General features: G+C 66.6%; 21 protein-coding genes. 6 read left to right on the forward strand and 15 right to left on the reverse strand.

The features are described from left to right. The first annotated feature begins 71 nt into the window (after window positions 1-71). The 3 genes from uppP to ppa all read left to right on the forward strand — a co-directional run bounded on the left by uppP (window position 72) and on the right by ppa (window position 2143). Window positions 72-944 (forward strand): undecaprenyl-diphosphatase UppP, encoded by an 873-nt coding sequence (gene uppP, locus ACT53T_RS21500; RefSeq protein ID WP_476162757.1) that lies wholly within the window; start codon window positions 72-74, stop codon window positions 942-944. 117 nt (window positions 945-1061) lie between these two features. After that, entirely contained in the window at window positions 1062-1583 is a 522-nt protein-coding gene (locus ACT53T_RS21505) for a GNAT family N-acetyltransferase (protein ID WP_018267110.1), read from the forward strand. Window positions 1584-1609: 26 nt separating this feature from the next. After that, window positions 1610-2143, forward strand: a complete 534-nt coding sequence (gene ppa, locus ACT53T_RS21510; RefSeq protein ID WP_018267111.1) for an inorganic diphosphatase — start codon at window positions 1610-1612, stop codon at window positions 2141-2143. A gap of 68 nt (window positions 2144-2211) precedes the next feature. Here the strand turns inward: ppa and ACT53T_RS21515 are convergent, their stop codons facing one another. From ACT53T_RS21515 to ACT53T_RS21570, 12 genes are all read right to left on the reverse strand, one after another. Further along, window positions 2212-2586, reverse strand: coding sequence for a DUF1636 family protein (locus tag ACT53T_RS21515; protein WP_026191539.1), 375 nt, complete (start codon window positions 2584-2586; stop codon window positions 2212-2214). A gap of 17 nt (window positions 2587-2603) precedes the next feature. Further along, window positions 2604-3083: a hypothetical protein gene (locus tag ACT53T_RS21520; protein ID WP_476162758.1), complete on the reverse strand. Its 480-nt coding sequence runs from the start codon at window positions 3081-3083 to the stop codon at window positions 2604-2606. 91 nt (window positions 3084-3174) lie between these two features. Continuing rightward, window positions 3175-3876 (reverse strand): Crp/Fnr family transcriptional regulator, encoded by a 702-nt coding sequence (locus ACT53T_RS21525; RefSeq protein WP_476162759.1) that lies wholly within the window; start codon window positions 3874-3876, stop codon window positions 3175-3177. 332 nt (window positions 3877-4208) lie between these two features. After that, window positions 4209-4868: a methionine biosynthesis protein MetW gene (gene metW / locus ACT53T_RS21530; RefSeq protein ID WP_018267116.1), complete on the reverse strand. Its 660-nt coding sequence runs from the start codon at window positions 4866-4868 to the stop codon at window positions 4209-4211. A gap of 3 nt (window positions 4869-4871) precedes the next feature. Then, window positions 4872-6035 carry a homoserine O-acetyltransferase MetX gene (gene metX, locus ACT53T_RS21535; protein WP_157235437.1) on the reverse strand — a complete coding sequence of 388 codons (1164 nt, stop codon included), beginning with the start codon at window positions 6033-6035 and terminating at the stop codon, window positions 4872-4874. 126 nt (window positions 6036-6161) lie between these two features. Next, complete coding sequence (gene bcsN / locus ACT53T_RS21540; RefSeq protein ID WP_476162760.1) at window positions 6162-7145, reverse strand: cellulose biosynthesis protein BcsN; 984 nt, start codon at window positions 7143-7145, stop codon at window positions 6162-6164. Window positions 7146-7167: 22 nt separating this feature from the next. Continuing rightward, complete coding sequence (locus tag ACT53T_RS21545; protein WP_476162761.1) at window positions 7168-9261, reverse strand: hypothetical protein; 2094 nt, start codon at window positions 9259-9261, stop codon at window positions 7168-7170. Continuing rightward, entirely contained in the window at window positions 9246-10388 is a 1143-nt protein-coding gene (locus ACT53T_RS21550; RefSeq protein ID WP_476162762.1) for a family 8 glycosyl hydrolase, read from the reverse strand. The genes ACT53T_RS21545 and ACT53T_RS21550 overlap by 16 nt, the downstream gene beginning before the upstream one ends. After that, window positions 10385-13063, reverse strand: coding sequence for a cellulose biosynthesis cyclic di-GMP-binding regulatory protein BcsB (locus ACT53T_RS21555; RefSeq protein WP_476162763.1), 2679 nt, complete (start codon window positions 13061-13063; stop codon window positions 10385-10387). Before ACT53T_RS21555 ends, ACT53T_RS21550 begins: the two co-directional genes overlap by 4 nt. A 44-nt stretch (window positions 13064-13107) precedes the next feature. Further along, window positions 13108-15396 carry a UDP-forming cellulose synthase catalytic subunit gene (bcsA, locus tag ACT53T_RS21560; protein ID WP_476162764.1) on the reverse strand — a complete coding sequence of 763 codons (2289 nt, stop codon included), beginning with the start codon at window positions 15394-15396 and terminating at the stop codon, window positions 13108-13110. 66 nt (window positions 15397-15462) lie between these two features. Next, window positions 15463-16278, reverse strand: a complete 816-nt coding sequence (gene bcsS, locus ACT53T_RS21565; protein WP_476162765.1) for a cellulose biosynthesis protein BcsS — start codon at window positions 16276-16278, stop codon at window positions 15463-15465. Between the two features lie 185 nt (window positions 16279-16463). Then, complete coding sequence (locus ACT53T_RS21570) at window positions 16464-17273, reverse strand: alpha/beta hydrolase (RefSeq protein WP_476162766.1); 810 nt, start codon at window positions 17271-17273, stop codon at window positions 16464-16466. A gap of 177 nt (window positions 17274-17450) precedes the next feature. Here ACT53T_RS21570 and ACT53T_RS21575 point away from each other — a divergent pair, with 177 nt between their 5' ends. Then, the gene (locus tag ACT53T_RS21575; protein WP_476162767.1) at window positions 17451-18668 is read left to right on the forward strand and encodes a glycosyltransferase family 4 protein; all 1218 of its coding nucleotides are present in this window, start codon (window positions 17451-17453) and stop codon (window positions 18666-18668) included. 105 nt (window positions 18669-18773) lie between these two features. After that, entirely contained in the window at window positions 18774-20186 is a 1413-nt protein-coding gene (gene lpdA / locus ACT53T_RS21580) for a dihydrolipoyl dehydrogenase (protein WP_476162768.1), read from the forward strand. A gap of 148 nt (window positions 20187-20334) precedes the next feature. Here the strand turns inward: lpdA and ACT53T_RS21585 are convergent, their stop codons facing one another. Together ACT53T_RS21585 and ACT53T_RS21590 are read right to left on the reverse strand one after the other, a co-directional pair. Continuing rightward, window positions 20335-20604: an usg protein gene (locus ACT53T_RS21585; RefSeq protein ID WP_018267127.1), complete on the reverse strand. Its 270-nt coding sequence runs from the start codon at window positions 20602-20604 to the stop codon at window positions 20335-20337. Between the two features lie 178 nt (window positions 20605-20782). Beyond that, complete coding sequence (locus ACT53T_RS21590; protein WP_084570762.1) at window positions 20783-21274, reverse strand: GlcG/HbpS family heme-binding protein; 492 nt, start codon at window positions 21272-21274, stop codon at window positions 20783-20785. 214 nt (window positions 21275-21488) lie between these two features. On the opposite strand from ACT53T_RS21590, the gene ACT53T_RS21595 reads away from it, so the two are divergent. Next, on the forward strand, window positions 21489-22058 hold the full coding sequence (locus ACT53T_RS21595; RefSeq protein ID WP_476162769.1) for a hypothetical protein: 570 nt from the start codon (window positions 21489-21491) through the stop codon (window positions 22056-22058). A 21-nt stretch (window positions 22059-22079) separates the two neighbouring features. Here ACT53T_RS21595 and ACT53T_RS21600 read toward each other — a convergent pair whose 3' ends face one another. Beyond that, window positions 22080-22214 (reverse strand): hypothetical protein, encoded by a 135-nt coding sequence (locus ACT53T_RS21600; RefSeq protein WP_018267130.1) that lies wholly within the window; start codon window positions 22212-22214, stop codon window positions 22080-22082. Between the last annotated feature and the right edge of the window lie 6 nt (window positions 22215-22220).

Raw genomic sequence — 22220 nt, forward strand, 5'->3', positions numbered from 1 at the left:
GACCGTAACCGCCGCGCGGGGGCGATTCGCGCCCTTCGGCGCGGCCGCGGGCCTCGTTTCGGAGAGCTTTCATGGCCTTGGCTTGCACTTCAGGTCTCGACACCGGCTTCGTCGAGCTCGGCTATGCGAAAGTGGCGGCGCTCGGCGTCGTGCAGGGCGTAACCGAGCTTCTCCCCATCTCCTCCACGGCGCATATGCGCATCGTGCCGGCGCTGCTCGGCTGGAAGGACCCGGGCTCGGCCTTCTCGGCCGCCATGCAGCTCGCCGCCCTCGCCGCCGTCGTCAGCTATTTCTGGAAGGATATTCGCGGGATCGCCTTCGGCTCCGTCCAAGCGGCGCTGCGGCGCGATTTCGGCGATTGGAACTTCCGCTTCCTCATCTGGATCATTCTCGCCACCATCCCCATCGGCCTCGCCGGCATCGCGCTCTCTGGCGTGCTGAACGCCTGCGGCTCGCCGCTGCGCTCGCTGCCGGTCATCGGCATCTCCTGCATCGTCATGGCCGCCCTGCTCGCCATCGCCGAGCTCTATTGCAACCACTCCCGCACGCTGGACCATGTGAGCCTGAAGGATGCGCTGGTCGTCGGCTTCGCCCAGGTGGGGGCGCTGGTGCCGGGCGTCTCGCGCTCCGGCTCCACCTTGACCGCGGCGCTGTTCCTAGACCTCAAGCGCGAGCAGGCGGCGCAATTCTCCTTCCTGCTCGGCCTGCCCGCCATCACCCTCGCCGGCCTCAAGGAGCTCTATGAGCTGCACAAGGCGCATCTCGACGGCCACGGCTGGTCGGTGCTGGCGGTCGGCCTCGTCGTCGCCTCCGTTTCGGCCTTCGCGGCCATATGGGGGCTGATGCGCTTTCTGGAGCGCTTCTCCACCTGGCCCTTCGTCGCCTACCGGGCCTTTATCGGCGTGGTCCTGCTCGCCGGCGCCGCCACCGGCCTATTGTCTTGAGCCACAAGGGAGGCGGCGCCGATTCGGTCGTTTCGACGCCGCGATCTTTTATTTTTGTTCGCTTTGTCGGCGTCCGGCTCTTGCCGAAACAGGCCCTCGGGACCTAACATCGGAGCCATGGTCGAGACCGCCACCCTCATTCGCCATGCTGGACCCGGCGACGCCGAGGCGATCACGCATGTGCACGACTCCTCCTGGCGAGACGCCTATCGCGGCGTCATTCCGGGCGGGGAGCTCGAGCGCATGATCGCCCGCCGCGGGCCGCAATGGTGGGCGCGGGCGATCGTGCGGGGCAGCGGCATTCTGGTGCTGGAGTTCGACCAGGACGTCGTCGGCTACGTCACCTACGGCCGCAATCGCGTGCCCTCCATGCCTTACTCGGGCGAGATCTTCGAGATCTATCTGCTGCCCGAATATCAGGGCCTCGGCTTCGGCCGACGCCTGTTCAACGCCGCGCGGCAGGAGCTCGCCGCGCATGGCTATCTCTCCACCATCGTCTGGGCCTTGGCCGATAATGACAAGGCTCTGGCCTTTTATCGGCGGCTCGGCGGCCTCACCGTTCGCCGCGCGGAAGAGCGCTTCGGCGACGACATGCTGGCGCGCGTCGCCTTCGGATTCGTCTCCGCGCCCGTCCGCTGACTTTTCCCACCGTCAGGAGTTACTAGATGCGTCTCGACGCCATTGAAATCGGCGCGAATCCCCCATTCGAGGTCAATGTCGTGATCGAAGTGCCGCTGGGCGGCGAGCCGATCAAATATGAGCTCGACAAAGCCTCTGGAACGCTCGTCGTCGATCGTTTCCTCTACACGTCGATGCGCTATCCCGGCAATTACGGCTTCATCCCGCACACTCTGTCGGAAGACGGCGACCCCTGCGACGTGCTGGTCGCCAACACGCGGCCGATCGCGCCCGGCGCGCTGATCGCCGTGCGCCCGATCGGCGTGCTCTACATGCGCGACGAGGCCGGCGGCGACGAGAAGATCATCGCCGTGCCCGCGCCCAAGCTCACCAAGCGCTACGACAAGGTGCAGAACTACACCGACCTGCCGGAGATCACGACGCGGCAGATCGAGCATTTCTTCGCCCATTACAAGGACCTCGAGCCCGGCAAATGGGTCGAGGCGGCCGGCTGGGGCGACGCCGCGGCGGCGCATAAGATCATCAATGAAGCGATCGCGCGGGCGAAAAAGGCCGAGTAGAAAGCGAATAGAGAGTAGCGAATAGCGAGTAGCAAAAACTATTCGCTACTCGCTGTTTCGCTATTCGCTCACCCCTTCGGCGCCGGCGGCGTGCGCGAGATTATCCCCTTGCGCATGGCGTCCGGCCGATCCTTCTTCGGCACCAGGCCGGTTTCCGAGGCCGTGTAGCGGCGCGCCGATTCGATGAGGTCATCCACATCGGCGACCTTGTCGAAATCGCCCAGCACATAGGTCCACTTGCCCCGCGCGGCCATGGCCACTGTGCAGGGGCGCGAGCACACGCCGAGACATTCCACCGGCTCCGCCGCGACGATCGCCCGATCCTCCGCCGTCAGCCGCGCGCCGAAGGCCTCGAGCAGCGCATGGCCGGGACGGACCTCTGGATCATCCTTGGCGCGGCAGACGGTGCACACATAGACAGTCGTCGTTTCCGGCTCGCTCACCTGACCTCCTTCGCCGCTCACTTCGGCGGCTCATATTTGCACTGCGCCCCTCCGCCGGCCTTTTGCGCGACCTCGTCGGGCTCGACTGCGCAGTCAAGAGCGGAAGCCGCAGCATAAATCGTTCCGGCTGCGCCGTCCGGCGGCACGCCCACCTCGAGCAGCGTCGCGAATATCTCATGCGCCTGGCGGCCGGCGAGCTGGACCTTCTTCTGGCCGAAGGTCAGCTCGCATGCATGCTGCGTGATGTCCACATTGCTGGCGCGGCAGCTGATCGAATCGACGGCCACCTCTATCGTCTGGCCCTTGGGAAAAGCGATTTTCGCATGTCCGTCGGCGAGCTTGGCGAGCGCCGCCTTCGCGGCCGGCTTCACCGCCGGCGAACGCGCGCCGACGAGCGCGGCGAGCGACAAGGCGCCGGCGCCATCCGTCGTGGAGCCGGCGAAAGCTGCGCCCTCGGCCGAGAAAATGAAAAAAGCGGTCGCGAAAATCCGTCTCATGCGCAATTCCTTCCGAGCGTCGCGCGTTGCGCGCGAGGGGCGCAGGATCGCGGCATGCGCGGCCGAAATCAAGGCGCCCTGGCGGCGACGCTCAGGCGAGCGCGCCCCGGCTCTCGATCAGATCGCGCCGCTCGGAGGGCAGAGGGGGCTCGCGCTCGCCGCCGCAACACTCATTGGAGAGGCGCGCGACATTCTCGATGGTGACGTCGCGCGTCTCGGTGCGCACGCCGATCTCGCGCAGCTTGGCGAAGGCGCGCGACAATGTCTCCTGCTTGACGCCGAGCCGCGCGGCGATGAGCCGCTTGTCATAGGGCAAGCGCAGGCTGCAGCTTTCGACATTCGGCGGACACAGCGTCAGAAGGAAACGCGCGAGCCTCTGCTCTGCGGTCTGGCCCTTGAGCGATTCGATCTCGCCGATGAGCCCGCACAGCTTGCGCGCTGTCTCCTCGATCACCGCCGTTGCGAGGGACGGAGATTCACGCAGCATGTAACGAAATCGCGGCGCGGAGAGCTTCATGAGCTGCGCCGTCCCCACCGCTTCCGCGCCGACGCGGTAGCTCTCGCCGTCCGGGCTCAACGCCTCATAGAGGCTCTCGCCGACATTGCAGATATTGATGAGAGTCTCGTCGCCGCAGGAGGCGGTGCGCGTCAGCTTCACGAATCCATCGAGCACGATGGCCACATGCAGCGCGCGATCGCCTTGGCGAAAAATCGTCTGCCCGTCTTCGAACTGTTCTAATTTCGCGTCGCGGGTGAGCCGCTGCATCGACTGCGCATCGACAGTCGCGAACATCGGCACGCCTCGAAGAGACGGCGGCTCCAGCATCAGCGCGCTCCCGCGGTCGCCGACTTTATTTGCGCAAATCGGCGCTTTCGTCGGTCATTACGGGCAATCTACCGCGAAGCTTCGCCCTGGGAAAGCGCTCGCTCTCGGACAGGAGGTCGCACGAAGCGCGCGCTACCCCGCCGCGCGCGCTCGTAAAAAGCCGCGATCCGCCTTTGATTTCTTGCATTTTCGCTATTCGCGCGGCGCTGCATGAAAATGAGAGAGCGCGGCGTCTCGGCAATATTGCGCAGACGCCGAGCCCCGCGAGATTCAATCGCCTAAGTATTTTTCGCAGCTAATCATGATATTTTTTTCGGCGCATCGCGCTCGAGCAGGAAGATCGCCTGCGCGCCGAAGAGATTCCACACCCACCAGGGCGCGTTCACGCGGATGGGCGCGCCGGCGTGATCCAGCGCCACGCCGCGCTCGATATGCGCCCCCAGCGCTTCGACGAGATCGACGAAATCCCTGATCGTGCAAAGATGTATGTTGGGCGTGTCGTACCAGGCGTGCGCCAGCGTCGTGGTCTGCGGCATGCGGCCCTTGGCGAGCAGCGACAGCCGCACTTTCCAATGGCCGAAATTGGGGAAGGACACGATCGCGCGCCGGCCTATGCGCAGCATGTCGACCAGCACCTGACGCGGATGATGCGTCGCCTGCAGCGTCTGCGAGAGAATCACATAATCGAATCCATCGGTCGGATAGTCGCGCAGATCGGTGTCGGCGTCGCCTTGAATCACCGACAAGCCTTTGGCCACGCAATCATTGACGCCGCGCTGCGACAATTCCACGCCGCGTCCGTCCACCTGCTTGGTGTCTGCCAGCAATTGCAGCAGCGCGCCGTCGCCGCAGCCGACATCGAGCACGCGGCTGCCCGGCGCGACCATCGCCGCGACGGCGGCGAGATCGAGACGAACCGGGCGCTGCTGCGCGCTCTGCGGAAAGATGGGAGCGTTCATCGGCTAGGCCTCCTCGGCCCGCGGCAGGCCGCGCGCAGCGGCGGCCGCCTCCAGAAATCCACGCGTCGTCGCGATGAAATCCGGCTCATAGACGAGAAATGCGTCATGGCCCTTGTCGCTGTCGATCTCGACGAAGGAGACCGAGGCGCCGCCGGCGTTGAGCGCATGCACGATGGCGCGCGAGGCGGAGGTCGGGTAGAGCCAGTCGGTGTTGAAGGAGACGACGCAAAAGCGCGTCTTCGTGCCCTTGAACGCCTGCGCCAGCGAGCCGCCGTAATCGGCCGCGAGATCGAAATAATCGCAGGCGCGCGTGACATAGAGATAGGAATTGGCGTCGAAGCGATCGACGAAGGCCATGCCCTGGTGACGCAGATAATTCTCGATCTGAAAATCCGCGTCGAAGGAGAATGTCGGCGCCGCGCGATCCTGCAGCTTGCGGCCGAACTTGCGTTGCAGCGCCGGCTCCGAGAGATAGGTGATATGCGCGGCCATGCGCGCCACGGCGAGGCCCTTCTCCGGCCGCACGCCCTGCTCGAGATAGCGCCCGCCGCGCCAATCGGGATCGGCCATCACCGCCTGCCGGCCGACCTCGTGAAAGGCGATGTTCTGCGAGGAATGCTTGGGCGCCGTCGCGATCGGCATGGCGGAGAAGACGCGCTCTGGATAGCTCGCCGCCCATTGCAGAACCTGCATGCCGCCCATGGAGCCGCCGGCGACGCAGAAGAGCTGGTCTATCCCGAGATGATCGATCAGCATCGCCTGCGCGCGCACCATGTCGCGAATGGTGACGACCGGAAAATCGAGCCCATAGGGCCGGCCGGTCGTCGGATCGATCGAGGATGGGCCGGAAGTGCCGAGGCAGCCGCCGACGACATTGGAGCTGACGATGAAATAGCGCTCCGTGTCGAAGGGCTTGCCGGGGCCGACCATGACATCCCACCAGCCGGGCTTGCCGGTCAGCGGATGCACATTGGCGGCGTGCTGGTCGCCGGTCAGCGCATGGCACAGCAGAATGGCGTTGGAACGCTCGGCGTTCAGCTCGCCATAGGTCTGGTAGGCGATCGTCAAAGGCGCGACGCAGCCGCCCCCGTCGGTGAGGAGCGGCTGGTCCGGCGGGAACTCGACGATGCGCCCATTGAGCGGGTCCGATGAGGACAACGTCTCTATGGCTGGAAGCGCATTGGCCAAATTCTTCTCTCCTGTTCGATATGCCGAACAATTTGTTCGGCAACATCGGCGGCCGAGAGGAGAGTGTCAAGACCTCGAGCGTTCAGGGCGCGCGTCTGCGGCCCCTCACCGCGCCGCGGGCTTGGGCGGGCCGGCGAAGGCCTGAGGCGGCAGGCCGGGATCGAAATGGACCGCGGCGGCCCGCGTCTCCACCGGCTTGGTCTCCACCGATTTGGCCGGCTCGCTGTAGCGGCGAACCTCGGTCGTCGTCTCCTCATGGCGATGGAGAGGCTTGACCTTGGCCTTGTGGACCAGCGGCCGCTTGGCCGGGGCGGCGATGCTCGCCACCGTCGCCGGGGCCGCGGGACGCTCGCCGGCGGCGGGCGAAGGCGCAGGCGTATCGACGCCGCTGCGGGCGGCCTCGACGACGCGCTCCACATTGGCGGACTCTGTGGCGCGCAGCCGCGAGAACCAATCGGCGAATTGCTGCTCGGTGACGCCCTTGCGGCAGAGGCGCATGCGGATCGAGGCGGGAATCTCGTCGCCGCGAACGATGGTCGTGGCGGCGGCGTCCGGCCGAGCGACGGCGCGCAGATCATCGACCCATTGCCAGGCGAAGGCGCAGCGCGTTCCCTCCGGCCCCGGCCCCACGGCGAGGCCGAAGGGTCCGAGCTCATTGCGTAGCGGCTTGGCGATTATGCGCATGCGCGTCGTCGGAAAGCGCAGCGACAGCTCCTGACGCACGCCGACCTCGGTGGGCTTGCCCATGGGGATTTCGCCCTCATGGCCGCTCCCGGCGGCCGCCGCGCGAATGTCGACGGTCAGCTCGTTCCAGCCCTTGCCCATTATCGCGCGGTCCAGCGCGACGCTCTGGCGCCAGCCATTGGTGTAACGGCGCTCCTCGAGGCCGCCGCGCACGCGCGCTTCCACCGGCAGCGCCAGAATGGAGGCGGCGCCGCTGCGCGCCTCGACGCCCTGCGCCGGCGGCGGCGCCGCTGTGGCGCCCGTCGGCGTCGGATCGACGGCGAGAATGCCGCGCGTCGGGGAGCAGGCGGAAAGGCCGAGCGCCAAGAGCAGCAGCGGCGGCGAATGTCTCGAGAAACGGCTCATGACGAAACTCCGAAAAAGAAATTCAGCGGGACTGGCTCTGCTTGGACGACGGCAATGAAAGCACCGCGGCGAGATCGGGCGGCGGCGGCGCGGCGCCGTAGCGATTGCGCGGCGCCATGGCGGTGGCGACATGCTCGGCGGCGCTGGCCGTGAGCTGCGTGGCGGCGTCGGCCTTCTGCTGGCCGATCCAGGCCGGATCGGCCTCCTGATTGGCCCATTGCGTGCCGGCCGGAGCGACCTGCTCGGAGGCCGGCGGCCAGCTCGCCAGATCGACGGCGTTCCAGCCGGGCGAGAGGATGAAGCCGTAGCGCTCCGAGGGCATGGGTCCGACGCCGGGCACGCGCCGCGCCACCAGCGGCGCCTTGCCGGCGAGCGGCTCCGTCCGCAGGCCGACCGGAACGGCGGCGGCCGCGACCGGCGCCGGCTGAGCGGAGGACGAGCGCGCCGCGACGAGCGGCAGCGGCGCGAAGCGCAGCGGATTTTCCGCCGTCACCGCCAGCGGGAATTTGCCGCGCGCGGCTTTCAGCACGCGCTCGCGCTGCTGCTCCTGCGCCGCCACCTTGGCGGCGTCCGGCGTCGTCGCCTCCTTCTTCTCGGCCTCGACGCGCAGGCGATCACGCTCAGCGGCGAGCGCCGGCCCGGCCGGCCCCGGCACCACATAGCCGGCCATTTTCACCGCCGGCCCATGCGCCTTGGCGGCGACGCGCGAGTCGCAGGGGAAGGGCGGATGATAATAATCATCCGGGAACAGCAGCTCGACGAGCTTGGGGAACAGACCGTCATAGCGGTTGATGAGCTCCAGCGCCTCCTGATCCTTGCGCAGCCGCTTCAGCGTCAGCACATAGCCGTAGAGCGTCGCCTCCTTCGGGAACCAGGCGACCGCGCGCTCGAACCAGAAACGCGCGACGTCGAACTGACAGGAATTATAGGCGTACCAGCCGAGTCCCTGCGCGCCTTCGCCGGAGGCCGATTCGATCGTCACCGCCGCATAGCGGGCGAGGCGCGCCGGCTCGACATAGGGCGGCGTCTCCTGCGTGAGATCGCGCTCCAAGAGATCGAGAAAGAGAATGCCGTTGTTCACCAGCGGCGCGCGCCAGGCGTAGGAGACCTCCTCCGCCTCGCGGCGCAGATCGAGCGCGCGCAGCGTATGGGCGAGCCCATGCGCGATCATCGCGTCGCCGCCATTCTCGATCGCCGCCTTGAAGGATTCGAGCGCGTTACGAAAATCGCGGCGCTTGTATCGCAGCCAGGCGACGAGGCCGAGCTGCTGCGGCTCGCGCGTGAATTTGGCGAAATTCTCGAAGCGCTGCAGCTCGTCCGCGGAGATATCGTCCTTGCGCTCGTCGCGCAGAACGGCGACGATGCGCGCGCGGGTGATGTCGATCGCCACTTCGGCGAATTCGTCTTCCGACCCTTTCGAGCTCTTGCGCGCCTCGATCAGCAGCGTCTCGACATCGCTCATGCGCAGCGTGGCCATCGCCTTCTGCATGGTGGCGAGGCGAATATGCTTATCCTCATTGGAGGCGAAGATCGCCTTATAGACCTCGACCGCCTCATTGATCTGCCCGGTGCGCGCAAAGGCCTCGGCGATCGTCCATTGCGCCTCCGCATCGGCGTTGGCGATGAAGAAGCGGCTGTCGCGCGCGAAGGAGGCGATGTCGAGCCAGCGCCCCTCGCGCCAGAAGGCGAAGATCTGATTGCGCTGCTCCTTCTGCTTGAGCTTCTGCATCAGATCGTCGGACGGACGCCAGCCGGGCATGTCCTTGCGGCGCGCGGCGATGTTCTCGCGCAATTCGTCGAGCCTGTCGCTCGAGAACAGCTCCCACAATCCCGCCTCGTCGACATCGCCGCGACGCGGTCCGTAGAGATCGGCCGGCGGCTCGAAATTGGGATAGAGCCGCCGCAGCCGCGAGAATTCGGCGCGCACGCGCGCGCGCTGATCCAGCGATGCGTAATAGCGCAAGGCGAGATCGTCCGGCTTCTCGGACGCCGCGGCGGCGGGCGCCGGCGCGACGAGAATGGATTGGGGCGCGGCGCCTTGGGCGTGCGCGCGCGGAGCCGCCGCAAAGGAAACGGCGCAGGCCGCGAGGAGAAGGGCTCTCAATTGGCGAGACACGACGAATACCTCATTTGCGCGGCGAGCAGAGCCAGCAGATGCAGAGTGGCGGGGTAATAATCTTCATTGGCTTTGGGCGCGGCGAAATCGGCGGGCAGCTTGGCGCCGTCGACGACGCAGGCGACGAGCGCGGCGATCGACGCTATGCCGCTGCCGCCGAACTGGCCGACCTCCTTGCCGGACGCGACATCGACGATCGGCGGCGCCTCCTTGGCGCGCTGCGCCCAGGCGAGGAAGGGCGCGTAATGCGCGCGCTCGCCGACGCCGGCCCAGGCGAGATAGAGCGGAATGCGCACGGCGTTATAGGCGAACTCCGGCGCGAAGCCTTCGGCCGGCCGCGCGCGCCAGCCCTCGAGCGCGATCCAATCGGCGGGCAGAGCCTGCGGCGTCGGCCGCGCCGCTTCCAAAAGATCGAGACCCGTCTGGGTGAGCCCGGCCCAATCGACTTCCGGCGCGACGCTGTCGAGCCGCGCCAGGGCTGGGAAGACATAATACGAGAGATTGACCACCGGCCCGTCGGAACGATCCGAGGCGTTGAAGCCCGCAACCGCCGGCAGCAGCAGCGCGCCCATCTTGGTCTTGAACAAGACTGCCTTGCGCGACAGCTCGACGGCGATGCGCCGCGACGCCATGCGAAACGGCAGATCGTCCCAATATTCCGCCGCCTCCGCCAGCGCCCAGGCGATGAGGAGATCGCCGTCCGACGCGTTGTTCATGTCGCCAACGGCGGGACGACGCTGCGGATCGAAGCGCCAGGCGACCAGCTCGTCATTGCGCACCATGAGATTGGCGCGCGTCCAGCCCCACAGGCGATCGAATGTGGCGCGGTCATTGGCGGCGACGGCGAGCAGCATGGCGTAGCCCTGCCCCTCGCTGTGGCTCACCTGGTCATTGGCCGTGTCGATGACGCGGCCCTGCTCGGCGATGAAGCGCTTCTTATAGGCGCTCCACGCCTCCGGCGCGCGCAGCGCGCCGCCGAGCTTGATCTTATGCGCGTCGAGCGACAGCGGAACGCCGATGATCGCGGCGATCTCCGCTATGGGCTCGGCGCGCGACGGCGCCGGCGCCAGAGCGACGGCGAGGCCGAGGGCTGCGAGAACAGGCGCGGCGAGAGACGCAATTCTCATCTCGAGCTCCTTCCGATATTGCGCGTCAGCCACAGAGTGGAAGCGGCGAAGAGCGCTGCGATGAGAATGGAGAGGCCGACATAGACGCCGGGATGCAGCGACATCCAGCCGGCGGCGATGAGCCTCAGATTGCCGAAGGAGAGCGGCCGCGTGACGATGAAGCGCGCGCTCTCCGCCGGAGTCGCCACCATTTTTGCGTCCTTCATGTCCAGCATGGCGAGCTGGCCCTGCACGCGGCGCGACACGCGCGGATCGACGAGACAGGCGGAGGCCTCCGCCAGAGTCGCGGCGTTGGGCGCTGTGACCACGGTCCAGACATCCTTGGCCGTGTCGCCGAGAATGGATTGGCTCATCGCCAGCGAGGCCTGCTGCGTGGCGACTTGATCGGCCGCCTCCGCCTCGAAGCCCGCGCGCAGCCATTGCGCCGCGTCGGCGACGCGCGCCGCGCTCCACACGCCGGCGACGCGCAGACGCTCGACGACGCCATAGCCCCAGCGGCCCTCGCGGCGCAGATCATCGCGCCAGGCCTCCAGCAGATCCTGCTCGCCCTCGCCGCGCTCCGTGCTTCTGCGCACCGAGCCGACGGGCGCGAAATCGACGCGCTCCGGCTCGCCGCCCGGCGCCGGCGCAGCGGCCGCGCCGCCCGCCTGCGCGGTGATGGTCTTGTCGAGCATGTTGCGCGGCGCATAGCAGGCCATGGGAAAATTGCGCTGCAGGACGAAGCGATTGCGCGCGGCGATCTCGAGCGGCGAGAGCCGCTTCTCCGACGCCTTGCGACGATCGGCGGTCAGATTCGGCCCCCAAGCCTCGCGCAGAGTGTCGGCCGGCATGTCGAGACGTTGCAGCAGCGCAGCGTCGAAGGAGTCGAGCGGCGCCACGGCGAGCGTCGGCCCCTGCCCTTCGCCGGGCGGCGCATCGACGATCTCGAAATCGATCGGCCGTCCGGCGGCGACGGCGAAATGCGCGACGATCGTCGCCGCCGCGCCCACCGCATCCGTGTCGAGTGACGGCATGTAGAGCTTGGGCCGCCCCTTGGCGCCGGCGTAAGGAAAGCCGCCGGTCGCCGTCACCGCGAGATCGGGCATTCGCGCGATGCGCGCGATCGGCGGCAGCTCGATCTCCGTCTCGTCGAGGAACAGGAAGCGCTTGGCCGCGCGCATCGACGCGAGCGGATCGCAATCGGCGTCCTGGCGCGTCGGCACATGCGCCTCGATCTCGATGCGATTGAGGCCGGGCTTGAGAAAGCCGAGCGGCAGCGGCAGCGGATTGTCGCGGAAGACATCGCCCGCGGCCTTCAGAAGATTGAGGCTCACCGCCGTGCGCTCGTCCACCTTGACGACGATCTGCGCATTGGAGTCGAGCCCGGCCGCATAGCCGCCGGCGAGACGCAGCAGCGCATTGCCGTAATCGGCCGCGTAGAAATCCGGCGGCATGACGATGTTGAAGGCGGCGCGATAGAGATGGCCGGTGAACTCCTCGCTGGCGACGCCGAGATCGCGCAGCTTCACCTTGCGTCCGCCGTCGAGCCGATAGCCCGGAAAGGCGGCCGATGCGCGCAAGCCTTGCGGCGAGCCCTTGGGCGCGGGCGAGACCGAGAGACGGCGGATCGCCTCATCCACTTGCGCGGAAGTCGCGCCGGTCACGACGATGCTGACGCGACGGCCGGGCGCGGCCGGCAGCACGAAGGCGCGCGGCTCGTCTATGGGGCCGACGCGCGAGAGATCGATGCGGCCGACCAGCTCCGACGCGGGGCCGACGAAGAGATTGACGCCGTAACGTCCGCTCGCCGCAGGGCCGGCGTCGACGACCGGCTGCTCGAAACGTCCGGCGAGCGAGATCGCCTGCGCCGCGCGCAGCATGCGCTCGATCTCGAAAGATTTGGCGTTGACGCCGAGCACGGCGCGGATCGGCAGCGCGCCTTGCTCATCCGGCGGCAGCGCGCCGAGATCGGAAATGCTGGTGACGCCGGCGTCGTCCTCCGGCAGCACCAGGCCGGTCTCGGTCGGATCGATCTGCGTCCATAACTCGTAAGTGGCCTCAAGCGAGCAATCGACCCGATGACGCTGGCTCGTCGCTATGCGCACGGAGTTGAAGCCCGGCCGCATCACGCCCGGCGGAATGTCGAAGACGATGGTCTCCACCTCCTGCACCGCGCGAATCTGCGTGTCGCCGATCATCTGATCATTGATGGTCAGAGTGAGCGCGGAGGCCTCCGGCATCACCGACACGGCGGCGAGATAGCCGATGCGAAATTGCAGACGGCGCGACGCCTGCGCCTCGGTGACATAGATCGGCCATTCCGAAGAGCCGATCTCGCCGGCGAGGCGATAGCCCTGAATATTATTGGTGAGATGCCGCAGCATGGCGCCGGCGACGGCGGGCCGCGACGCGACCGGCGCGACGGCCGCAGGTTGCGGCGCTTGCGACGGCGCGATCGACGGCGCGGGCGTCGACGCGGCGGGCGGCTCCACGGCGGCGATGCGGGCAGTCTCGCGCGCGGCGAAACGCGCGGGGATGATCGGCTGGAGGCCGGAAATCGTCGGCCTCGGCCTGTCGACTTTCAGATGAAACAGCTGCTCTTGCGGCGCTGTCGTGAAGATCGCCTGGGCGCCGACCGCGATCGGCGTCAACGCCGTCGTGGTCGCGAGCAGAAGGGCGAGGACTCGGAACTGCATCTTGGCACTCTTTTTTTTGCGAGAATGTTTTGTGAGGAAAAGGATCAGACGTTCTCGTTCTTCGAAGACGGCGCGCGCTCCGCCGCTCGCGGGGCTTTCGCTTCCGTTGGCGGTCGCAGGCGCGGCTGGCGCCGGCCGAGGAGATTGGAGAGATCGGCGAAGGGCGGCGGCTCGCGCAACGCGGCCTCGCTGGCGCGGGGGCGCAGATAGGCGAAGGCGCGCAGCGGCTCGATCACGCCCCACCAGAGAAACTGCACCGTGCCGGCGATAATGCCCTTGTGCTTGCGGCGCGCGGACTGGAAACGCTCGAGCGCGGTCGCGTCGCCATACATCAGATCGGCGAGCGCGAGATGATCCTGCGGCTGCGACAGCGCGAAGGCGATGTGGCGGCGTCCATCCGGCGCGACGCCGACGATGCGCGCGGCGAGACTCGGACGACGCGCGGCGTCGGCGATAGAGTCGATATAGAGGCGCCCTTCCGTCTCCTTCGCCGCGGCGAGCGCCTTGGCGTCGGCCTCGGTGGCGGCGCGCAGGCGGCAGCCGCCGGCGGAGACCTCCTCTATGGCGACGCGAACATGCTCCTCGCCGAGAGCGAGCGCGCCGCGCCGCTCTACCAGAAGACGCGGATGCGTCTCGCGGCGGCGGCGCTCCGCCACAGCGCCGAGCGCGACGCCGGCGGTGACGAGATTGAACATGTTCCACAGGCCGACGAAGAACATCAGCTGACGCACGCCGGGCTCCGCCACGCAGCGATAGACGGCGACGCCGGCGCCGAGCGCGAGCAGCCCATAGATGGCGAAGAAGGGCCAGGCGAGCTCGCTGAGACGATCCTGCGTCGGCGCGGCGCCTTTGGCGGTCACATTGAAGGAAGGGCTGCGCGGCCGCAGAAAGACCGAGACGATGGCCTTGGACAGAAACACGCCTTGGCAATATTCATACAGCTCCGACACCCAGGGCCAGCGCACCTTGCCGAAGAGATAATTCTGCAGCATGGCGTTCACCACGACATAGGTCGCGGTATAGGCGATCGCCTCTTCTATGTTGGAGACGAAGATCTTCACATCGAAGAGAATGAAGGCGAGCGGCGCCAGCATGAAGACGAGGCGCGGGAAAGGAAAGAACCAGAAGCTCATGCTCGACAGATAGCCGAGCCGCTGCAGCGGCTCGAGGCCGCGCTTCAGCAGCGGATTGCGCAGCAGGAAGATTTGCAGCATGCCCTTGCACCAGCGCACGCGCTGGCCGATGAAGGAGGCGAAAGTGTCGGGCTGCAATCCGGCGACGAGCGGCTTGTCGACATAGACGCTGGTCCAGCCGCGCGCATGCAGCTCCAGCGCAGTCTCGCAATCTTCCGTGACGGAGACGCCGGAGAAGCCGCCGGCCTCGTCCAGCGCGGCGCGGCGCAGCAGCGCCGCAGAACCGCAGAAGAAGGCCGCATTCCATTTGTCCAATCCGCGCTGCGTGACGCCATAGAACATCTCGTTCTCGGACGGCATGCGACGGAAGGTGCGCAGATTCTGCTCGATCGGATCGGGATTGAGGAAGACATGCGGCGTCTGCACCAGGAAGAGCCGATCATCCTCGAAGAAATAGCCGATCGTCTCGCGCAGGAAGGAGCGGAACGGCGCATGATCGGCGTCGAGCACGACGACGATGTCGCCATCGACATGCTCCAGCGCCGCGTTGAGATTGCCGGCCTTGGCGTGCTCATTGCGCTCGCGGGTCAGATAATAGCAGCCGAGCGCGGCGCAGAGCTCCTGCAGAGCGGCGCGGCGGGCGCGGGCGCGCTCGGCGATCGCCGGATCGGGATGCGCGCATTTTTGATCCGTGCCGCCATCGTCGAGCAGAAAAATGTTCAACCGATCGGCGGGATAATCCATGGATTTCGCCGCGGCGAGCGTCGTCGCGAGAATGGAGACGTCCTCGTCATAGCTCGGCGTCAGCACATCGACGATCGGCAGAGCGTCATCCTCTATCTGCGGCGCCGGCTCGCGCTTCAGCGGCTCGGCGTTGACGACGAGGGTGAGAAGCAGCATCGCGACGCAATAGAGCTCGGCGGCGAGCAATATGGAGCCGCAAGCAAAGCCGACCGGGTCGGACAGCGGCGGCAGAGTGGAGGTGATGCGCCAATAGACATAGCGCAGCACCACGAAGAGCGCGAGCGCGATGAACAGCTGGCGCGCTTCCGCGCCGCGCGAGAACTTCCACAAGAGGGCGAGGAGGAAGATGACCGAAACGCTGGTCGCCAGCTGCGCCTGCACGCTCACCGGCTGTGTGGCGAGAGCGACGGCGACGCCGCCCAGAAGGAGGAAGGAGAGAAAACGCAAGAGAGACATGGCGACGCCCATGAGCAAAGACGAACAACGAAACGGCGGCGAGGAGAAAAATCTGCGGCGGTAGACTTAGAAAGCGATATGCGTGTCGAGAATTCCATAGGCGCCGCTCCCCCGCACGCGATCACGCAGATAGCCGCTGGAAAGACCGATCTGCAGCGCGCCGAATTTCAGCCCGGTGAGATGCGCGCCGGCGCGCCATTGCGAGAAATAATCATCGCCGAGCGCCAGCGCCTCCGGGCCGACATAGACATAATCGGCGAGCTCCACGCCGAACTTCAGCCGCGTGTAATAGGAATTATGCACGGTGGAATAATAAGCGATGAGCGCGATCATGGTGGAGTCGGTCGGCCGCGCGAAAGCCTCGACGCCGACCTTGGCGCCGGCGGAGACGCCGCGCACCTGATTGCCCGGATCGAAAGGCGACAGGCTGTGATTCATCACATCCGGGCCGACATAGAGAGCGACGCCGCCTTGATTGGTGACGACCTCATAGCCGACCATGAAGGAGCCGTCCTCCAGCGTTCCATGCACGCGGCCATAGCCGGTATTGCTCGGAATGAAAGCGGCGCCGACGGGAACGTAGACGGGCAGATCGCTGGCGTCATAAGCGTATTTGCCGACGACGGTGGAGACGCGAATGCGCGGTCCGCTCTCCGCCAGCGAGCCGAAGGGCGCGATCTTGCCGATAGCGGCGCCGGCGATGGAGCTGCGCGACGTGCCGTCGACGGAAAGATCGATGGAGACCGTCGGCTGAGGCGTCGCCGGAGGCGGCGGCGCCGACGCCTCCGGCGCAGGGACGCCCGTATACCAATCGGCGGCGCGCGCCGTCGACCAAATCGCCGCGAAGAACACCAGCGGCAAAGCTGTTCTCGAGAGCATCATGACTCTTCATTCCCAGGCCCGATCGGGCGACGCGCGCGGGAATGTCCGCGAATATTCGCGTCTCTCGATCAAGAGCGCCTGACATGGCGCCTTCCTTAAGAATGGAGGTTAATGGGACAATGTTTATTGAATGCTTTCGCGCTTCGCAAAGAAGCCGTTATGCCTAATGCGCGGTACTGCTCAGCTCACGCGCGCTGTTTCGAGAGCGCCTCTATCGTGGCTGTGAGATGCGCGAGATCCTCGCTGCGCGAGAGACGATGATCGCCTTCCATCACCAAGGTCAGCACGACAGGATCGCAGGCGAGACATTCCATCAGCCGCAACGCATGACGATAGGGCACGTCCTCGTCGCGCATTCCCTGCATTATGTGCACGGGCGCATTCACGCGAATGACGTCCTCGAGCATGAGATGCGCGCGACCTTCCTCGATGAGCCGACGCGTGATCGGCGTCGGCTCCGGCGAATAGGGCGAGGGACGCATCCATGCGCCCTCCTCGAAAATCGCGCGACGAATAGCGTCGTCGGCGTTCTTCCAGATGAGCTCCTCGGTGAAATCGACGGCGGGCGCGATGAGCACGAGAGCATGCGGGCGACGGCCTTGCTCGACGAGTCGACGCGCCATCAGCAGAGCGAGCCAGCCGCCCATCGAGCTGCCGACGAGAATCTGCGGGCCGCGCGTCGAAGCCTCGAGGACGGCGAGACTCTGCGCCAGCCAATCGCCGATCGTTCCATCCTCGAAACGGCCGCTCGATTCGCCATGGCCCGAATAATCGAAGCGGACGAAAGCACGCCCCTCGCGCTCCGCCCAGGCGTCGAGATGCGCGGCTTTGGAGCCCTGCATGTCGGATTTGAAGCCGCCCAGCAGCATCACGCCGGGACGCTCCGCCCCCGCGCCGCGCGCCGCGCGAATGCGCCGGGCGATGCGCCAGGGCTCCCGCCCGGCGAGGGAAAGATCGACGAAGCTCAGCCCCTCCTCGACGCCGTCCACAGCCATCGTCTCCCCGCCGCGCGGGCGCGCCGACCCGCAAATTAAAGGAATTTCATCGCTTGCTCAGTAACATGGTCCGATCCAGGGACCAAAGGGGCCACATTGCCGGCCCATTTCTGGGGCGAAGAGGGCCCCCGCCTCTCGACCAAGACGACGATCTCGTTTACTGGGCAGGTTGGCTCCATGCTAGAGAATTTCCACGCTTTCCCCTCGACCAGCCGTCCCCTCGCCGGTCGCGCCGTTCTGCAGATCGTGCCGGCTCTCCAATCGGGCGGCGCCGAACGCACGACGATCGACATCGCCGAGGCGCTGCATATGGCCGGCGCGCGGTCGCTCGTCGCATCGGAGGGCGGCCGCATGGTCAGCGAGCTGCAGGCCAAGGGCGGCGTATGGCTGCCGTTTCCGGCCGCGACGAAAAACCCGCTCTCCATGGCGCTGAACGCCTACCGTCTCGCCCGCATTCTGCGCGAGGAGAACATCGATATCGTGCATGCGCGCTCGCGGGCCTGCGCCTGGGTCGCGCATCACGCCGCGCGGCGGGCGGGCGCGCGTTTCGTCACCACCTATCACAGCATTTACGGCGGCGCCTCCGCCATCAAGCAGCGCTATAATTCCATCATGGCGGCGGGCGATCTCGTCATCGCCAACTCGCGTTTCACCGCCTGTCATATCGCCGAGCTCTATCCGCAGGCGACACAGCGCATCGTCGTCATCGCGCGCGGGCTCGATCTGCGCGCCTTCTCGCCTTTCGCCGTCGAGCCCGCCCGCGTGGAGCGCGTGCGCTCCTCCTGGGGCGTGGCGCGGCACGAGCGCGTCGTGCTGCTGCCGGCGCGGCTCTCGGCGCGCAAGGGCCATGGGACGCTGATCGAGGCGGCGAAGCTGCTCGTCGCCGAAGGTTTTGCCGATGTGCGCTTCATTCTGGCGGGAGACGCGCCGAGCGCCGCTTTCCGCGCCGAGCTGGAGGCGCATATCGCGCGCGCCGGCGTCGTCGGAATCGTGCGCGCGACCGGCCATTGCGCCGATATGCCGGCCGCCTATCTCGCCGCCGCCGTCGCCGTCGCGCCCTCGACGACGCCGGAGGCCTTCGGCCGCGTCGCCATAGAGGCGCAGGCGATGGGCGCGCCGATCGTCGTCTCGGACATCGGCGCTGCGGTCGAAACCGTGCTGGCCCCGCCGCAAGTGGACGCGGCCGATTGCACCGGCTGGCGCGCGCCGCCCGGCGATTCCGCCGCGCTGGCGCGCGCGATTCGCGAGGCGCTGGAGCTGCGCCCCTCCGCGCGCGAGGGGCTGACGGCGCGAGCGCGGCTCCATGCGCAGACGCATTTTTCCGTGGAGCGCATGTGCGCCGCCACGCTGGACGCCTATGAGCGGCTGCTGGCGCCGCAATCTGCGGGCGCATGACGCGCACGCGGAAGAAATGGTTCGACCTCACCCCTGCGAAGCGGATATTCTCCTTGCATAAAAGCTATCTAGCGATCGATCGCAGCGCGACAAAGGAGTTGGCGGATGGCATATGATCTCATCGTCATCGGCACGGGGCCGGGCGGCTATGTCTGCGCGATTCGCGCGGCGCAGCTCGGCCTCAAGACCGCCGTCGTCGAGAAGCGCGCGACCCATGGCGGCACTTGCGGCAATGTCGGCTGCATCCCCTCCAAGGCGCTGCTGCACGCCTCGCATATGTTCGAGGAGGCGGGCCACGGCCTTTCCGATCTCGGCGTGATCGTCGAGCCGCCGCGGCTCGATCTCCAGAAAATGATGAAGCACAAGGCCGACACGGTGGCGGCCAATGTCGGCGGCGTCGCCTTTCTGTTCAAGAAGAACAAGATCGATTCCTACCATGGCGCCGGCCGCATTCTCGGCGCCGGCCGCGTCGAGGTGACGGACGAGAACGGCGCGACGCAAATTCTCGAATCGCAATATATCGTCATAGCGACGGGCTCCGCCGTGGCGCCGCTGCGCGACGTCGACGGCAAGGAGATCGCCTTCGACGAGAAGCAGATCCTCTCCTCCACCGGGGCGCTGGAGCTCGAATCGGTTCCGAAGCATCTCGTCGTCGTCGGCGCCGGCGTCATCGGCCTCGAGCTCGGCTCGGTCTGGCGGCGGCTCGGCGCGCAGGTGACGGTGATCGAATATCTCGACCGCATATTGCCGGGCGCCGACGCCGAGGTCGCGACCCGCTTCCAGAAAATTCTCGAGAAGCAGGGCTTTTCCTTCCATCTCGCCGCCAAGGTCACCAAGATCGACAAGACGCCGGAGGGCGTCGCCGTCTCCTACGCCTCCACCAAGGGCGGCGGCGGCACGCCGATCACCGCGGACGCCGTGCTGATCGCCACCGGGCGCATTCCCTATACGGCGGGCCTCGGCCTCGAAGAGACGGGCGTCGCCACCGAGCGCGGACGCGTCGTCATCGACGAGCATTTCCGCACCAATGTGCCGGGCATTTTCGCGATCGGCGATGTGGTGCGCGGCGCCATGCTCGCCCATAAGGCGGAGGAGGAGGGCGTCGCCGTGGCGGAAATCCTCGCCGGCCAGGCCGGGCATGTGAATTACGGGGTCATTCCCTCTGTGGTCTATACGATGCCGGAGATCGCCTGGGTGGGCCTGACCGAGGAAGAGGCGAAATCGGCGGGAATCGCCTATAATGTCGGCAAATTCCCCTTCTCCGCCAACGGCCGCGCGCGCGCCAGCCGGCAGACGGAGGGATTCGTCAAAGTGCTGGCCGACGCAGCGACCGATCGCGTGATCGGCGTGCATATTCTCGGCTCGGACGCCAGCGAGCTGATCGCCGAAGGCGGCGTGCTGATGGAATTCTCCGGCGCGGCGGAAGATCTCGCCCGCACCTGCCACGCACATCCGACTCTGTCGGAGGCGATAAAGGAAGCGGCGCTCGGCGTCGCCAAGCGCTCGATCCATTTGTGACAGGCTCGCAATTCCAGTCCCCTCGTCCCGAGGCGCGTTTTGCGGAACGCGAAAAGCCTCGAAGGACGCTCCAGTAGCGGGGCGAGGCCGCCCTTCGAGACGCCCGCTAAGCGGGCTCCTCAGGGCGAGGGGGCCGGCCTCGACGCGCTCAATGAAAACGGAACTCCTTGTCCACCAAGGAGATTTCCGCCGGGCGAATGAGCCCGCTATGCGCCACCTGCACCGAGTGGAGCCGCCCGTCGAGGCTCCTCTGCCAAAAATCCAGAAACTTCCGCAATTGCGGAAATTCGGGCTGCAGATCGTAGTCCTGCCAGATGTAGGACTGCATGATCGCGGGGTGATCGGGCAGACGGTAGAAAATATTGGCAGTCGTCAGCCCATAGCCTTCGAGCATTCGGCGAAATTCGCGCGACGCCATGAGACGCCTCCTCTTCGATCGCATGAGAACGATAGGTTCGACTGCGATCATCATGCAAGGCGAATGCCGAATAATCTTTTAAAAACAAATCACTAGCAGCAGTAGTGAGCGAGTGCTGATGATAAGGGCGTCCGCGCTCCGAAAATTCGGGGAGCGCGGACATCCTCGCGTGCGAAACTCACTGCGTGAGAGTGTCCGCGCCGATTTTCGCGACTTGCGCGTCCTGCTGCGAGGTCGCGCCGGAAACGCCGATCGCGCCGATGATCTCGCCCTTGTAGACGAGCGGCACGCCGCCCTCGAGCGGGGTGACATTGGGCAGGCTCAGCAGAGCGACGCGGCCGCCGGCGACGGCGTCCTCGAGCGCCTTGGTCGGGCGCTTGAACAGCGCCGAGGTGCGCGCCTTGCGCGTCGCCGTCTCGGAGGAGGAGGCCTGCGTGCCGTCGAGGCGCTGCAGATAGAGGAGATTGCCGCCGTCGTCGACGATGGCGATCACCACATTCCAGCCGTTCTTGACGGCTTCCGCCTCGGCGGCGGCGGCGGCCTTCTTGGCGCCGTCCAAAGTGAGCGAGAATTTCTGCTTCACGCCCTTGTTGTCGCCCTCCGCCGCGGCGGCGCCGGAAAGGGTGAGGAAGAGAGCGCCGAGAGCGGCGGCGGCCGTGAGGAAGCGCATTTGTTGTCTCCAATGTCTATAGAACTACTATAGTAGAATACGCCAAAAGGTTCTCGTCAAGGCGCGGACTGCGCCGAAAGCCGCCCGTGATCGCCGCGAAGTTGTGGCGCGGCCGGCGGAGAGCGCATATTTCTGTTCACGGCCCAACCCTTTGCGCATCGGCGCCACGATGGAGCGGGACAGGACGAAACGCCCGGGAACAGGACGAAACGCCATGGAATCGATCGGCCGCCGCCTCACGCGCGCATTCTGGTTCAGCCTCGCCGTGCTGTTCCTCGTCGAGAGCTGGCTGTGGGACCATGTGAAGCTGTGGCTGCTGCGCCTTGCCGCCGCGCTGGGCGTGAAGGAGCTGGAAGCGCGGCTGCGCGGCTTCATCGCCGGCCTCACGCCCATTGCGACGCTGGCCGTCTTCGCCCTGCCGGCGATCACGATCCTGCCCTTGAAGCTGCTGGCGGTCGCGGCCATCGCCCATGGCCATGTGCTCACCGGGCTTGCGGTGATCCTCGCCGCCAAGACGCTGGCGCTCGGCGTCACCTCTTTCCTCTTCGACGCCAGCCGCGAGAAGCTGCTGCAGCTCGCCTGGTTCGCACGCGTCTATGATCTGACGTTGCGCGTCAGCCGCTGGGCGCATGAGCGGGTCGAGCCGTTCAAGCAGAAGATTCGGGAGGCGAAGGATTATCTGAAGGCGCACATCGCCCGCATTCTGGGCGAGGAGGGCCGCTCGCTGTTCTTGCGCAAGCTGGCCCTGCTGCGCGCCCGCGTCCGCCGCCGCGACGCGGCGTGACCGAAAGCTCGGCTCCGCCGCTCAGCGGCAGAGCGCATAGCCGAGACAGGCGTCGGCCGAAGCCGCCTGTCCCGAGGTGACGATGATCCACACGCCATAGGCGAAAGCCATGACGAGCACCACTCCGAGCAGAGACAGTCTCGGCGTCTGACCCATTTTCCC

This window comes from Methylosinus sp. DMC45 (assembly GCF_056313885.1).